The 15,636-nt window shown below is 43.6% G+C and carries 13 protein-coding genes; 10 read left to right on the top strand and 3 right to left on the bottom strand.

All coding sequences use genetic code 11. The annotated features are described in order from the left end of the window. The first annotated feature begins 174 nt into the window (after positions 1–174). The 7 genes from ACYQ4S_RS08125 (at position 175) to ACYQ4S_RS08095 (ending at position 8,609) form a co-directional block, all read left to right on the top strand. Positions 175–4,407 (top strand): acyl-CoA dehydratase activase-related protein, encoded by a 4,233-nt coding sequence (locus ACYQ4S_RS08125; RefSeq protein ID WP_459770481.1) that lies wholly within the window; start codon positions 175–177, stop codon positions 4,405–4,407. 176 nt (positions 4,408–4,583) lie between these two features. After that, positions 4,584–5,540, top strand: coding sequence for a glutathione S-transferase family protein (locus ACYQ4S_RS08120; protein ID WP_459770480.1), 957 nt, complete (start codon positions 4,584–4,586; stop codon positions 5,538–5,540). Positions 5,541–5,960: 420 nt separating this feature from the next. Next, complete coding sequence (locus ACYQ4S_RS08115) at positions 5,961–6,221, top strand: hypothetical protein (protein WP_459770479.1); 261 nt, start codon at positions 5,961–5,963, stop codon at positions 6,219–6,221. A 62-nt stretch (positions 6,222–6,283) separates the two neighbouring features. Continuing rightward, entirely contained in the window at positions 6,284–6,442 is a 159-nt protein-coding gene (locus ACYQ4S_RS08110) for a hypothetical protein (protein ID WP_346024886.1), read from the top strand. A 275-nt stretch (positions 6,443–6,717) separates the two neighbouring features. Next, on the top strand, positions 6,718–7,131 hold the full coding sequence (locus tag ACYQ4S_RS08105) for a hypothetical protein (protein WP_346024887.1): 414 nt from the start codon (positions 6,718–6,720) through the stop codon (positions 7,129–7,131). 95 nt (positions 7,132–7,226) lie between these two features. Further along, positions 7,227–7,694, top strand: a complete 468-nt coding sequence (locus ACYQ4S_RS08100; RefSeq protein WP_459770478.1) for a flavodoxin domain-containing protein — start codon at positions 7,227–7,229, stop codon at positions 7,692–7,694. 60 nt (positions 7,695–7,754) lie between these two features. After that, complete coding sequence (locus tag ACYQ4S_RS08095; protein WP_459770477.1) at positions 7,755–8,609, top strand: AAA family ATPase; 855 nt, start codon at positions 7,755–7,757, stop codon at positions 8,607–8,609. Positions 8,610–8,740: 131 nt separating this feature from the next. Here the strand turns inward: ACYQ4S_RS08095 and ACYQ4S_RS08090 are convergent, their stop codons facing one another. Together ACYQ4S_RS08090 and ACYQ4S_RS08085 are read right to left on the bottom strand one after the other, a co-directional pair. Next, a complete protein-coding gene (locus tag ACYQ4S_RS08090; RefSeq protein WP_459770476.1) occupies positions 8,741–9,952 on the bottom strand; it encodes an NAD(P)/FAD-dependent oxidoreductase in 1,212 nt (403 codons plus the stop codon). 27 nt (positions 9,953–9,979) lie between these two features. Next, on the bottom strand, positions 9,980–10,777 hold the full coding sequence (locus ACYQ4S_RS08085; RefSeq protein ID WP_459770475.1) for an SDR family NAD(P)-dependent oxidoreductase: 798 nt from the start codon (positions 10,775–10,777) through the stop codon (positions 9,980–9,982). 436 nt (positions 10,778–11,213) lie between these two features. Between ACYQ4S_RS08085 and ACYQ4S_RS08080 the strand changes: the two genes are divergently transcribed. From ACYQ4S_RS08080 to ACYQ4S_RS08070, 3 genes are all read left to right on the top strand, one after another. Continuing rightward, positions 11,214–11,945: an HAD-IC family P-type ATPase gene (locus tag ACYQ4S_RS08080; protein ID WP_459770473.1), complete on the top strand. Its 732-nt coding sequence runs from the start codon at positions 11,214–11,216 to the stop codon at positions 11,943–11,945. A gap of 188 nt (positions 11,946–12,133) precedes the next feature. Continuing rightward, positions 12,134–12,409: a cation transporting ATPase C-terminal domain-containing protein gene (locus tag ACYQ4S_RS08075; RefSeq protein ID WP_459770472.1), complete on the top strand. Its 276-nt coding sequence runs from the start codon at positions 12,134–12,136 to the stop codon at positions 12,407–12,409. A gap of 33 nt (positions 12,410–12,442) precedes the next feature. Then, positions 12,443–13,732: a flavin monoamine oxidase family protein gene (locus ACYQ4S_RS08070; protein WP_459770471.1), complete on the top strand. Its 1,290-nt coding sequence runs from the start codon at positions 12,443–12,445 to the stop codon at positions 13,730–13,732. Positions 13,733–14,147: 415 nt separating this feature from the next. Here the strand turns inward: ACYQ4S_RS08070 and ACYQ4S_RS08065 are convergent, their stop codons facing one another. Next, the gene (locus tag ACYQ4S_RS08065; protein ID WP_346024905.1) at positions 14,148–15,386 is read right to left on the bottom strand and encodes a dicarboxylate/amino acid:cation symporter; all 1,239 of its coding nucleotides are present in this window, start codon (positions 15,384–15,386) and stop codon (positions 14,148–14,150) included. Positions 15,387–15,636 lie beyond the last annotated feature (250 nt).

The following is a 15,636-nucleotide window of genomic DNA, read 5'->3' as shown; positions in this document are numbered from 1 at the left end:
TTGATTCATAAGAAGACCTCTTTTCTGGATTTGTGGTTATCTCTAGATTAAGGGTCTTCTTTCTTTTTGTCTACTTTAATTTCTTGCCCTACTATTTTACTTTCCGACAACTATTTTACACATAGAAGAGTCGGTTTCAGCACGACGAATGGGAGTCTAAAGGAGTGGATAACTATGGAGCAAAAAAAGGTTTTTGCTGGTATAGATGTTGGTTCAACAACAATTAAACTGGTCGTTATGGATGAATGGAATCACGTACTATTTAAACGCTATGAACGGCATTATTCAGATATAAAAGATGCTGCCAGACGTTTAGTCGGTTTTGCTAGTGAGGTGTTTCACGATAATCCTCTCCATATGAAAGTGACCGGATCTGGCGGGATTGGTATTGCAGAAGCACTGGAAATCGACTTTATTCAGGAAGTGATTGCGTGTTCGAAAACAGTAGAGCATATGATCCCAGAAACAGATGTGGCCATAGAATTGGGCGGAGAAGATGCAAAGATTACCTTTTTCGGGGCATCGATGGAGCAGCGGATGAATGGGAGCTGTGCAGGCGGAACCGGCGCGTTTATCGACCAGATGGCGATGCTTTTAAATACAGATGCTGAGGGACTCAATGAACTGGCGAAAGGACACAAGAAGCTGTATCCGATTGCTTCACGCTGCGGGGTGTTTGCAAAGACGGATGTCCAGCCGCTGATAAATGATGGAGTCGCTCGGGAAGATATTGCTGCTTCTATTTTTCAAGCGGTAGTGAATCAGACCATTGCCGGTCTGGCATCTGGACGCAAAATTAAAGGGAAAGTAGCTTTTCTAGGTGGCCCCCTTACGTTTTTAAGTGAGCTGCGTCAGCGGTTTATCGAGACACTTAAAGTGAGCGAGCAGGATGTTGTTTTTCCTGAAGATCCACAGCTCTTTGTAGCAATGGGTGCAGCCTATGATGCCAAGGAGACCGAACCGATCTCTTTCAAAGAACTGCTTGAACAGTTGAGTGACGATACTATTCTTGATCTCAATCCCTCCGTTCGTCTGAATTCCTTGTTCAAGTCTGAAGAGGAACTGCTGTTGTTCAGAAAACGCCACGGGCAGGCTAAAATTGAAGAGCAGCCATTACGAACGTATAAAGGCATTGCCTTTTTGGGGATTGATGCCGGTTCAACGACGACAAAGGTCACTCTGATAAATCCTGAAGGAGAAGTGCTGTGGCAGTATTACGACTCCAATGACGGCGACCCATTGAATAAGACAATTAGTATTATGAAACAGCTCTACAGAGAAATGCCTAGAGACGTTTATATCGGCCGTTCTGTTACGACAGGATACGGTGAGGCACTGATTAAGAATGCCTTGAAAGTAGATCAGGGCGAAGTTGAGACTATTTGTCATTATAAAGCAGCTGAACGTTTCCAGCCAGGTGTGGATTTTATTCTGGATATCGGCGGTCAGGATATGAAGGCCATGACAGTTAAAGAGGGCGTACTGTCTTCGATTAAGCTGAATGAAGCCTGTTCCAGTGGCTGCGGGTCCTTTATTGAAACACTCGCCAAATCACTCAATTACAATGTGTATGACTTTGCTGATGCGGCGTTAACGTCTCGGGCGCCCGTTGACTTAGGTTCTCGCTGTACAGTCTTCATGAATTCCAAAGTGAGGCAGATGCAGAAAGAAGGGGCAAGTGTAGCGGATTTATCTGCCGGCTTGTCGCTTTCTGTAATTAAAAATGCCTTATTTAAAGTGATTAAAGTCAAGGATCCTAGGCATTTGGGAGAAAAGATAGTCTGTCAAGGTGGAACGTTCAATAATGAATCAGTTCTGAGAGCCTTTGAACTGATTTCCGGCCGGGAAGTGGTGCGACCGAATCTGGCTGGTCTGATGGGGGCCTATGGTTGTGCGCTGATTGCACTGGAAAGTTATACAGGAGAAGACCGTTCAACACTTTTGTCACTGAAGGAACTGGAAGAATTTACCGCTGAGAAGAAATTTACAAGGTGTACTTTATGTGCGGACAAGTGTGCATTGACCATGACGATTTTCAAGGACGGCAGACGATTTGTCACAGGAAATCGCTGTGAAAAAGGAGCTGATATGCATCTGAAAGGAAGAGAGAAAAAGGAACGCATTAATCTGTATGAGTACAAGTATAAGCGTCTGTTTGAATACAAGACACTGAACAAAAAAGATGCACCTAGAGGAGTCGTGGGCATTCCGCGTGTGCTGAATATGTATGAAGACTATCCGCTGTGGGCGACCTTCTTTAACCGACTCGGCTTTAGTGTTCAGTTATCCGGCCGGTCCAATCAGAAGTTGTATGAGGACGGCATTGATACCATTCCAGATGATACCGTCTGCTACCCCGCTAAACTGGTTCACGGTCATGTCAAGCAGCTGATTCGAAAAAAACCGGACTTAATTTTTTTCCCTTGTATCAATTATCAGCAGCAGGAAGAGCGGACAGCGGTCAATTCCTACAACTGTCCGATAGTCATCTCTTACCCTGACCTGATTTCTGTCAATGTGGATGAAATAAGAGAGGGGGCTGTGGATTACCGTCACCCGCATCTGAATCTGTTGAATGACCGTCATGTCATTGAGGTGCTTTACGAAACATTCAAGGACAAAGGTATTTTGAAGGATGAAATTAGAGAGGCCTATCTGCTTGGAAAGTCTGAGCTGGAATCCTTTAAAGGGGATATGAAAAATAAGGGAGAAGAGGCCCTTCATTACATGAAAGCCCATAATGAGCAGGGGATTGTTCTTGCTGGGCGTCCGTATCATGTGGATCCTGAGGTCAATCATGGCGTTGCCAATGTCATTAACGAAGAAGGTTTTCATGTGCTGACTGAAGACAGTGTCTTTCATCTGCAGGAGGTAGGAGAACTGCGGGTGGTTAATCAGTGGTCCTATCACTCCCGCTTGTATGCCGCAGCGCGCGTGGTGACGAAGTTTTCGAACATTGAAATGGTCCAGCTGAACTCCTTCGGCTGCGGCCTGGATGCGGTCACGACCGAACAGGTCCAGGACATTCTGGAGCAGTACGGAAAGATTCATACGGTCCTGAAAATAGATGAAACATCGAATCTCGGCGCGATTCGCATCCGTATACGCTCGCTCAAAGCCGCCATGAAAGAGCGGAACCTACAGCACATCAGACCTTTAAAAAAATATGATTTACCTGAAACCATCACCTTTACGAAAGAAATGAAGGACACACACACGCTTCTGCTGCCGATGATGTCACCGATTCATCAGACTGGGCTGATAGAAGAAGCCTTCGTTGCCTCCGGCTATAACGTTGTCCAGATCACTGAGGATACGGGGTCTGAAGGTGTGGACGAAGGATTGAAATACGTCAATAACGATGCCTGTTTCCCGGCAATCATCACAATTGGTCAACTGGTGGATGCACTGAAAAGTGGGCAATATGATTTGAATCATACATCAGTCATGCTCACTCAGACGGGTGGGGGCTGTCGGGCAACGAACTATATTCCACTCCTTGAAAAAGCGCTGAATGATGCTGGTTTTCCAGATACATCGGTCGTGTCCATTTCTGCAGGAAATAAAGGAACCCAGAAACAGGATGGTTTTAAGCTTACCTTGCCGTTGATTATGCGGACTTCCATCGCCAGCCTCTATGGGGATCTTTTCCAGAAAGTAGTCTACCGGACACGTCCGTATGAAGTCGTCAAAGGCTCTGTGGATGCCCTTCACCAGAAATGGGTTAGAAAAGTGAAGACCAATATTCATAATGGGAGCATAAGAGAATTCAATAAGAATATGAAAAAGATTATCAGAGACTTTGAAGCCATCGATATTGTGGACACCAATAAACCGAAAGTAGGTATCGTTGGCGAAATACTGGTCAAATATTCGCCGACAGCCAATAACGATGTCGTCAGATTACTGGAAAAAGAAGGATCAGAAGTCGTCGTTCCTGACCTGGTTGGCTTTATGAATTACAATTTATATACTCTGCAGTATAAGGCAGACCAGCTTGGCTTTTCTAAAAAGAATAAAGCCATTTCCCAGTTTTTGATTAAACTTATTCAGCTGGCAGAAAAACCGATGAATCAGGCACTTAAAGCATCGGAACGCTTTACACCTTTCCATTCCATCTATGACATTGCCGAGGGTGCACAGGCAATCACATCCATCGGGAACCATACCGGAGAAGGGTGGTACCTGACCGGGGAAGTCGTTCAGTTTCTTGAGAACGGTGTCTCCAATATCCTGATTATGCAGCCGTTTGGGTGCCTGCCGAACCACATTGTCGGCAAAGGCATGATGAAAGAATTCAGACGCCAGTATCCGCACGCCAATATCACAGCGGTAGATTACGATCCGGGTCTCTCCATCGTCAACCAGCTTAACCGAATAAAGCTTATGCTGGCCGGAGCTAACTAACTCATCTCTCAAGAAAAAACTGCTCTTGCACTTGCGTAGGAGCAGTTTTTTTGAATTGCAATGTCTTTAATAAGCTTGTCGATCGGTATATAAGTTGACAATTAACCAAGGAGGGTCTATACTTAATTTAACGATTACAAGTGTAAACTAACTGATAAATGTACGAGGAAGATATTATGGGATTATTAGTAGATGGAAAGTGGCACGACAAGTGGTACGATACGGAAAAAAATGACGGGCGGTTTATCCGAGAAGAGTCGCAGTTCAGAAACTGGGTGACAGCGGACGGCAGCGCGGGACCAAGTGGTGAAGGCGGCTTTAAGGCTGAAGCCGGGCGCTATCATTTATACATTTCAAATGCATGCCCATGGGCTAACCGAACCATGATCATGCGTAAACTGAAAGGCCTTGAAGACATGATTTCCGTGTCAGTGGTGCATCCACTGATGGCTGAACACGGCTGGACTTTTGAAGACGATGAAGGGGTCGTTAAAGATCCACTTATTGATGCGGATTACCTGTATGAAATCTATACGCATGTAGAACCGGAATATAGCGGTCGAGTTACCGTGCCTGTTCTTTATGACTTGAAGCAGGACAAAATCGTCAATAATGAATCATCAGAAATCATGCGTATGCTGAATTCTGCCTTTGACGAAGTGGGCGCCAAAGAAGGCGACTACTATCCTGAAAACTTGCGTGACGACATTGATGCCATCAACGACAGAGTTTACGGGGCCATCAACAACGGGGTTTATAAAGCCGGTTTCGCGACTAAACAAGAGGTATACAATGAAGAAGTAACTAAACTGTTCGAAGCGCTGGATGAAATGGAAGAGCGTCTTGGGAAAACTCGTTATCTGACAGGTGACCAGGTGACAGAAGCTGACTTGAGACTCTTTACGACACTCGTCCGTTTCGACAGTGTCTACTATACACACTTTAAATGTAACATCAGACGTTTAACGGATTACGACAATCTATGGCGCCTGACAAGAGAACTCTACAATATGCCTGGTGTTTCGGATACGATCAACTTCAGACATATCAAAGAACACTACTTCCGCAGCCATAAGAACATCAATCCGACAGGCATCGTTCCCGTTGGACCAGAATTGGACTTCAGTCTTTAAGTAAAATAAGGTAGCCTTCCAGACCGCTGGAAGGCTATTTCTTTATTTAACAGTTACTTCAAGCTGATCGATGGAACTCGGGGTGGGTTTTAGCCTTTTATTGCCCACTCAAACATGTTCAGGCTATGAGTGGGCAATGATTTACTGATTATTGTCCACCCAGATTCGGAGCTTACTTGAGTGGTGAAAAGACTGCAGATTATGGACAAGTGAAACTTACTTTTTATCTGAGTAGGCAGTAATTCAGAGATTAGTGACCACCCGGAATAAAAATCCAGTTGAGTGGGCACTAAAAAGAGAAGTATAGTTTTCGGTTAATGAACGATAATATTAATAAAAAATATACATCAATCCGATTGAAAACCTCTTTCATTATCTTTACAATTAGGTCAGATAATAGTATAGAGAAGAGGTGTTCTTTTGGATAATAAAGAAGAAGTACATAGAGAGCTGAAAGCATTTAAGCGCGGAAACTATGCGGTAATAATAGCTGCAGTAATTATTCTATTTATAGGTATTTTTCAAAGCAAAGAATTGAACGAAGTAGCCTTTATCCTTTTTGCACAAAGTGGGGCTCTTGTTTTGACTAGAAGGGACCAGTACTCTCGAATAGGATTTATTGTGTTGTTTATTATATGGCTGACTGCTTTAAGTGTGTCATTTATCAGTATAATATCTTAATATGGAAAAAAGCTGTTCGAAAAACATAAAGTAAAGCCTTTATACAATCGGGGGAGAGACTAATGAAAGTTACATTGACGAGACCAAAACGTTATTTTACTGGAAACAGCAAAGTGAAGGTCAGGCTGGATGGAGCAGTTGTCGCGGAAATAAACGGGGATGAGACCGTCGACATTGAGCTGACTAAACAGGAGCAACAAGCTGACGGTCAATCCTGGTGACACAGTCAAAATTAAGTTCAATAAGTGGGTACACTGGGAACCAGTTTTCACAGGACTTATTACTTTTCTTAGTCTATTCATCATATCACAGCTTCGCCTGCATAATTTTCTGGAAGAGTTCTCTCTCTGGTTGACTGGTGGAATAATTGCATTGGTAATCAGTATTCTGATCGTTATCCCCAACTTATTATTTGAAAAATATATCCTGTATAAGGAATAAGCACAACTTGTAATATTAGAATTAATTTGATACTTACATAAAAAGGAGAGATACAGTGCAGGTCAAAGTAATCAGACAGGAACATTTCTGGGAGAAAGGCACATATTTTTCGTTAAGGCTGGATGGCGATGTCGTTGGAAAAATTGCCAATGGAGAAACAAAGCACATTAACCTGAATAGGCGACAGTCTGTTCTTCAGGTAAAGCAGTACAGAATAAAAAGCAATAAACTCAAAATCAGTCCGGGAGATTGTGTCAGATTAACTATGAAAAAGTGGGCGCTATGGTGGCCGCTATGTATTGGGATTGCGGCTATCATTGGTACAGTTCTCAGCGAAATGATGCATGCAGACAGGTTGCTGGAATCTGGATCCAGCTGGCCAATTTTCATTTCTGCAGGAATTATCTCATGGGGAGTCATGCTGCTTCCTTATCTGCTATTTGATTCATTCGACTTATATAAGGTTTAACCACTAACGAATGAAGGGGAACCTCCACATGTTGTTTGAGCGCACACATTACTTATACATACAAAGTTCAGCAGTATAATAAGGAGGACTTCAGAATGAACACGTTGATCCTATACGGGAGCAAGCATGGCTGTACGGAGACGTGTGCTCAAATGCTTGTAGACCGTTTAAGTGGAGAAGTCGATAGAATCAATGTCAATCAGAAGACTGACTTGGATCTGTCAAAATACGACACGGTAGTTGTGGGGAGCCCTGTGTATGTTGGTCAGATACTGAAGGAAGTAAGAGCCTTCACCGATATACACCTCAATGAACTGAAAGAAAAGCGGCTGGGTCTTTTCATCTGTGGGATGCAGGAAGAGCATACGTTAAGAGAACAGCTGGAGACCAATTATCCGGAGGAGCTGCGAGAGGCTGCGCTGGTGAGGGCGTGTTTCGGAGGAGAATTTCATTTCGATACGATGAATCTTGTCGAAAAAATGATCGTCAGAAAAGTAGCTAAAGTTAAGCAGATGTTTCTGAAATCAGAGAAGAGACAATCAGTGCGTTCGCCCATACGATGAATGACAGTCGCGAAGTAATCGAACAAAATTAATCAATCAACAGAATGAGCAGGTGTATCTATGTTTTTGCATGCAGTAACATTTCCTTCAAGTGAAGCTGAGTTTTCTTTTTTCATTGAGATCAAGCGCAAAGTCTATACGACTTTTTATCCCTTTCAGGTGCTGTCCGGAAAACAGCTGGAGCGAATAGACTGTGTGCCGATCACGATTCTTTATGGCGGCAACGGGTCCGGGAAGACGACTGCTTTGAATGTCATTGCTGAAAAGATTGGAGCAGAACGCGATGCCTTGTATAACAAGTCGTCATTCTTTGAAGACTACCTTGCATACTGCAGCATTGAGCCGGCCTCTGACGAACCGGATTTCAAGCGAATCATCACTAGTGATGACGTATTTGATTATGTGCTGACATTGCGGTCGGTTAATGAAGCCATTGATGAAAAAAGAGAAGAGATGTTTGAGGATTATCTGGAAACGAAATATGCCCAGTTCCAGTTGAAGTCATTGGATGACTATGAGCAGCTGAAAAAGATGAACGAAACCAGACGAAAAACGCAGTCTCGATTTGTTAGAGATAATTTGATGAACAATATAAGAGAACAGTCCAATGGGGAAAGTGCCTTCAAGTATTTTGTAGATAAGATAGAAGAGAACGGGTTGTACCTGCTCGATGAGCCTGAAAACAGTCTGTCCCCTGAACGGCAGCTTGAGCTGAAAAAGTATATTGAGGACTCGGCCCGTTTTTTCAACTGTCAGTTTATTATTTCAAACCATTCACCGTTCTTTCTGGCGATGCAAGGTGCTAAAATAATCGATCTGGACTCAGAGCCGGCAACTGTCAGAAAATGGACAGATCTGGGAAATGTCCGGACATACCAACGATTCTTCGAGGAACACCGTGATGCGTTTGAATAAAAATATTCACGAGTACAAAATACTCTCTTTGAATAGTAGAAAAGAAGCCAGCTGAACTCTTTTAGAGCTGCTGGCTTCTTTCCTGTGATAATGTATTTTATCAGATACATTATATGGATAGTGCTTTTATTTTAACCTAATTCACTGTCTTCTTTTTCTCTAATTAGTCCTTTTAGTGCATCTTTTGATTCAGGAGGATTACTTAAAACATTCCTGACTTCATCAAGATCGGGGTCCACATTCCAAGTCAGGATGCCGACGGGTTTATTGTCTTCAAGATAGTAGACGACCTTGCCGCCATCCACTTCGTCAATGTAATAATCAAGCTCGGGATCTAGCGTACCGATTGCTTTCCAAGAAATATCAAAGACCATTGAATAGAAATAAGGGGTATAGTCATAAGGCTCCTGAGCACCAGCCATATTTTTTCCTGCAGTAGTGCCAGATTTACGAGCATGGTCCACATGTTCAATACGATTTCGTCCAAGAATTGGGTCTGGGTAGTAGGCAATATCTCCTGCAGTGAATATGTCTGGATCAGATGTTCTAAGGTATGTGTCAGTTACTACCCCTTCATCAACTTCAAGACCCGATTCTTCTGCAAGCTCTAGTAAAGGTTTGACACCAAGACCTAATACAATTGCATCTCCATACACTTTCTCACCGTTATCAAGAGTGACTACTAGGTCGTCGCCATCTTTATCGTAAGATACAGCTCGAGTTCCACTAATCAGCTTGATGCCATGATTTTTATACGTGTTCTCGTATTCTTCGGCTAGTTCTTTAGGCAAACGATTGTCACTAAGTGTATCCTGGGGATAAATAAAAGTGACCTTGGTGTTATTCAGTGCAAGGTTAGCTGCTAGTTCAGTACCAATATAACTACCTCCAACGACTATAACATGATTGCCAGAACCTGAAATACTTCTTAAAGTGCGATAGTCATCGAATGTTCTGAACGCAAGCACGCGAGAATCATCGGGCCCCTCAATGCGTTGTGGCTGTCCACCAGTTGCCAGAAGCAATTTTCCGTAACTGAATGTATGGCCATCGCTGGTCCGAACTGCTTTGTTTTCTTTATCTATAGAGACAGCAGTGGTCTGAAGAAAAATCTCTGCACCTGTCTCTTCGGTATGAAAGGGAACATCTTCTTCTGTAAAGTCATCATCTATCCATATTTTTTTAGTTAGAGCAGGTCTAGTATAAGGTGAATCATTTTCTGAAGAAATAATACCAATCGTTCCATCTTTATCAACTTCTCGGATTCCCTTGGCTGCAAACCCTGCTACTGTTCCTCCACCGACCATTAGATAATCAAAATGTTTTACTGAATCTTGTGTCATCTGTGCGTTCTCCTTTATCGTTTAGTGTTATATTGTTGCTACTGAACCACCATCGACGCGGTAATTGGATCCATTTACAAAAGATGCCTTATCTGAACATAAGAATAAAATCACTGGAGCGACCTCTTCAACTTTTCCGCGACGCTTCAGTTCAATATGCGGGCGTTCCTCGTCAAGGAAGGACTCAATGGCTTCTTCAAATGAGACACCCAGTTTCTCTGACCGTTTTTCCATCATCTTATCGGTCATTGGGGTTTCAATAAAAGCTGGAGAGACAGTGTTGACGAGCAGTCCTTCCGTGGCATAGGTTCTGGACAGTCCTTTTGAAAAAGCCAGGATGCCGGCTTTGGAACAGTCATAGGGCAGTTCGTCCTTGTATGGCTGAAGCCCATTTTCGGATGAAATAAAGACGATTCGTCCCCAGCCCTTGCTTCTTAAATCAGGTAGGAATTCCCGGACGACACGTACCGGTCCAAGCAGATCATCTTCGATCGTCTGTACCCAACCTGCATCATTGATTTCATGAAAGAGTCCTTGGACACCGACCGTTCCAGCATTCTGCACTAGAATATCGATCTCTCCAACCTCCTCTTTTATGTAATCATGTAAGGCTTTCAGATCGTCTGCATTTGTTATATCTGCCGGGTAGGAATAAAGGGTGGCTTTAGAATCAAGCCAGTCTATGGTCTCTTTCAGTTTTTCTTCATTGATGTCAGTGAGTACGACAGTTACACCTTCTGCCAGAAACAAGCGGGCCGTTTCTTTACCAATACCGGCAGCAGCTCCTGTGATCAGTGCAACCTTGTTTTTTATCCCTAAATCCATGATAAATCCCTCCTGTGAAATCTGAATTTTTTTGATAGCGATTAAGTCTCGTTACTGTAAAGGGTACTCCACACATGTCAAAACTTCAATTATAAGGCTTGACCTCCAGGCTAGGACTTACTAAGTCTAAGTGAGATTAAGCTTTTTGAAATAAACTATACACCTTTCTGAAATAAAGGAGTACTGATCGGATTTTCTACTTAGAAAAAAGCAATACTGTAATTAATGAGAGAACATTAGAATGCCGTTCTGTGGTATTCTATAAGTAAAGAGAGAGGTTGTTTCAGAATAGATAGATAACAGGTCGAATCCGTTCAGAAGACTGATATTAGGAGGAGAGTGTTATGTCTATAGATAATAAATGACATCACATGAGTGTGGAATCCATCATGGAGTCTTTTGGCACCGATAAGCAGCAGGGGCTGTCATAAATGCTGTGATCGGTTATATTCAGGAGAACAAAGCCGAAAAAGCGCTGGAGTGTATCCGTAATCTTCTGTCACTTCAGGCTACTGTATTAAGGGAAGGGAACAGGGCAGAAATCGATTCAAAAAACCTTGTGCCCGGCGATATCGTTCTTCTGAAAGCCGGAGACAAAGTTCCGGCTGATGTGAGGCTCTATCAGGCTGAGCGTCTGAAAGCAGAAGAAAGTCCTCTGACTGGTGAATCAGCCTCAGTCGAAAAACAGACAGCCGCATTGCCAGAAGAAACAGTACTCGGAGACCGGACAAACATGGTTTTTTCAGGAACATCTATTTCTTCCGGGACAGCTAGAGGAATTGTCGTCGCAACAGGTGAGGATACTGTAATCGGTCAGACCAATCGAAGCATGAAAGAAGTAGAGGACATGAAGACGTCTCTCCTCCAGCAGATCGATACGTTCGGTAAGATGATTTCAATCGTCATTCTGGTTCTGGCTCTTGTATTGTTCGGCTTCAGGCTGATTATTCATGATTACGAACGGGAAGAGCTGCTTCTGTCAGTGATCGGATTGAAAGTGGCGGCCATACCGGAAGGACTGCCGGCTATTCTAACAATCATCCTGGCATTGGGTGTACAGACGATGGCAGACAAGAAAGCAATCATGCGGACTTTGCCGTCGGTTGAAATGTTCGGAGCGGTCACGGTGATCTGTTCAGATAAGACAGGTACTTTGACAAAGAAATGAAATGACAGTGAAATCAGCCATTACCCGTGATAAACTTATTGATGTAACCGGCACGGGCTATAAGCCTGAAGGTGAACTGATTGATGAGGAAACTGGCAAGCAGTCCGACGTCAAAGGGTAGTGGCTCGTCAGAGGAGATCCGATGGAAGGCTGTCTGATTACTTTGGCTAAAAAAGCCGATCAAAAGAGTGAATCTCTGGATCTTCCATCTTTTCAATGTGAGAAATGAGCGGCATTTCAGCTTGAACAGGCATTTCTTTGATAATAAGGCAGCCTTCATTGTTTCGGCTCTGCTTATCCTGTTTCAGCTCGCTGTCACCTATGTGCCATTTTTAAGCGAGGCCCTCGGGTTATATCCGATAGAAGCGATCTACTGGCTATTCCCTATTGGGCTTGGACTGATCGTCTTTATCGTAGTGGAAATAGAAAAATATCTGACTCATCATGTGTTTAAACGAAAATAAAAAGGTAAGGGAAGCCCTTCAGGAGGACAGCTTATGTACAGACATAAAAATGAACCGGTCGATGTAGTGATCGTCGGAGCCGGCTTGGCAGGGTTATCTGCCGCAGTAAAAGTGAAGGAAAATGGATTTTCATTTAAAGTGCTCGAAGCCAGCGATCGCGCAGGCGGAAAGGTCTATACCGAGTTTTCTGAAGATGGCAAACGATTCTATGAAAAAGGGGCTCAGTTTGTCAACAAGGATATGACAGAAATGATCAGCCTGATCGAGGGAGCCGGCATGGAACTGAAAGACACGCGCCTGGCAGATGAGTCGATCGTTATCAACGAGAAAAACAAGAAAGCGATCAATTTCAGCATAACTGAAAATCAGGAGCTGCTGAATGATTATGAACTTGAAGAACACTCACCACTATCAACAGTTTTAAGCCAGTCGATAGAAGACAAGTGGGAACAGAAAATGCTGAAGAGTTACATTGCTGCTGAAACGACTGTAAGCAGTGACTATATCAATGCCAAAGCAGCAAGAAAACTGATCAGCCGGATCACGACGCGAGAAAGTGAGCTTAAATATCAGGCCAGCGGTCCCTTGAATAATGTGATTACTCATTTGACAGGTCAATTGGGTGATGCGATCTATTATCACGAGCCGGTAATTTCAATCGATAAAATCGAAGAGACCTATCATATTAAAACTGAACACGGGAATACGTTTGAGGGACGTGCACTGATACTGGCGATTCCACCGACCGTGGCCAACCGTATCGACATGCCGGAATCTCTTCAGAACCACTTCCGTGAAGCTCTGGACAGCTTCCTGGATGGCTCAGTCATCAAACTGACTTTCCTGTACGACGAAGATTTCTGGAGACATCATAAAGTTGGTGGAAAAGAGAAGAAGGTATTCGGTGTCATTTATGTTGGAAACGAAGGCGTCAATGTCATGGACTCATCAAATGGTGAAGATGAAAACCGTCTGACGATGTTCATTGGTGGAGACAAGGCCAAAGATCTGGTCAAAGTTCCCCCGCAGGTCAGAGAGAATTTCGCTCTGGATCGCCTGATTGATGTCTTTGGGGAAGAGGCAGAAGGCTATAAAGATATAGAAGAAAGCATCTGGGTCGACTCGCCGTACACCGGTGGGGGATACGGTGCGATGGTGCACACTGAAGGCAACGAGGATGCAGATGACTTCCTGGGTGTGCCTTTTGAACAAGTTGTGTTTGCCAGCACTGAACTGGCGCCTCAATTCCCACACTTTATGGAAGGAGCTATCCGCTCCGGCAAGCAAAGTGCAGAACGACTGATCGAGGCAATGGGAAAATAAAGCAATCAACGCACTAATAAAGATGAAGAGGAAGACACTGGCCCGCGGGCCAGTGTCTTTTCGTTACTTCAAGAGATGAGATGGGCCAAATACCGGGACTGGATGCGTGCAGAGACTGGAATGATCAGGCGAATGCCTCATATTAGTCGTATATGAGGTGTTCAGCATAGTAAAAGAGCAGCGAATCGCTCATAACTCTGTGATATGAGGCACTCGTCTAACTAAAACAGGTATGAATGCCTCATAAACACAACTTATGAGGCATTCAACCGCACCGACAGCTACTGAGAGATGAACCTGTGTCTGTTAAATATTTTTAAGTAAATTAGTTATTGAACAGTACGGCACGACGCATCTGGATATAAAAAAAGGAACCCGGAAGCTATATGCTGGGTTCCCATCATTAGTAAAATCTTTACAGTTCTGATACTTCTGGAACTACATCATCTTGTACAGCAGGGACGTCTTTAAGGAAGTATGTGGCATATACTTTGTCAATAATCAAAGCGAGCGCATTGTCACCCGAAACGTTTGCGGCCGTGCCAAAACTGTCCTGAGTGATATAAAGTGAAATCAGCAGGTTGCCCAGAGTACCAGTCGGATCGATGCCGACCATATAGACGAATGGCAGGGAACTCATGATAGCTCCCCCCGGTGCTCCCGGAGCGGCAACCATGGCAACTCCTAGAGTGGCAATGAAACTGGCCATAATACCGAACCCAAACGGCATGTCGAACATCAGTAGTACAGCTGTCACACAGGACGTGATGGCCACCATGCTTCCCATGAGGTGGATCGTGGCGCTCAAGGGAATGACGAATTCACGAATTTCTCTGGATACTCCATTTTTACGTGCACATTCCATATTGACCGGAATCGTTGCAGCCGATGACTGTGTCCCTAAGGCAGTGAAATAGGCGGGAATCTGATTTCTCATAAGTGTGAGAGGATTTTTCCCAGTGTATAGGGCTGCCAGTACGAACATGATCGTAATAAGAAGCAGCTGGAGAGCAATCACGATCAAGGCGACACGCCAGAATACGGATAGTAATGAAAAGACCGTTCCAGTATAGCTTAGATTTAGAAAGTTACCGAAAATAAAAACGGGTAGTAGCGGAATAATGACAGATTTCAAAATTAGTGTAATGATTTCCCCGAAATCATTAAAGAACTGGTACATGGTTTCTCCTTTGCCATCTTCACGCAGCCATGAAATAAATATGCCAAAAAGAAAAGCGAAGACGATAGCCGATGTAACACCGAATAATGGATCGAGCGGCAAAGTAAATAGTGGTTCCAAGGCAGCAGTTTCTTCCTGTACAGTGTCTCTCACCGACGCATCTATAAAGAGCGGAAAGAGTGAAGACGCCAGGAAATAAGCGATGAACCCAGCGATCAAAGTCGATGAATAGGCAAGCAGGGCATTAAGGCCTAAAAGCTTTCCTGCCCCTTGTGAGATATCTGAAATCCCTTTGACCACATACCCTACGATCATCAATGGAATAATGAAAGACAGCAGACTGCTGAACAGACTTGATACAGTGACTGGGATCTGCAGAATAAAGTCAGGTATGAACTGGATCTGACCGACAATAACCCCCAGTAGAATAGCCAGAAGCAGTTTCGGGACCAGCCCGAACTTAAGTGAATGCATCTTTTTCATAATAAATTCCTCCCCTAAATTTTGTCCTTTAAAGACCTCTATTTTTTCCTCCTAAAAAGGATGGTCTGACTAGTATACTATATTAGGAAACAATTAGAAATATAAAAGTGGAAATTGTATGTGTCAAGACTTTGGCGGAAACTTTTTTTCTAGAGATGGTAACTCTTCAATTTTAATATTAAAATGGCTCATTCTGTGTGTTTCATTACCCAAACATTTTCTTCAGTTGTCCCATTGGACT

The organism is Alkalibacterium sp. s-m-28 (assembly GCF_054658175.1).
Note: the sequence above shows the minus strand (reverse complement) of the source record. Positions and strands in the feature narration are given on the sequence as shown.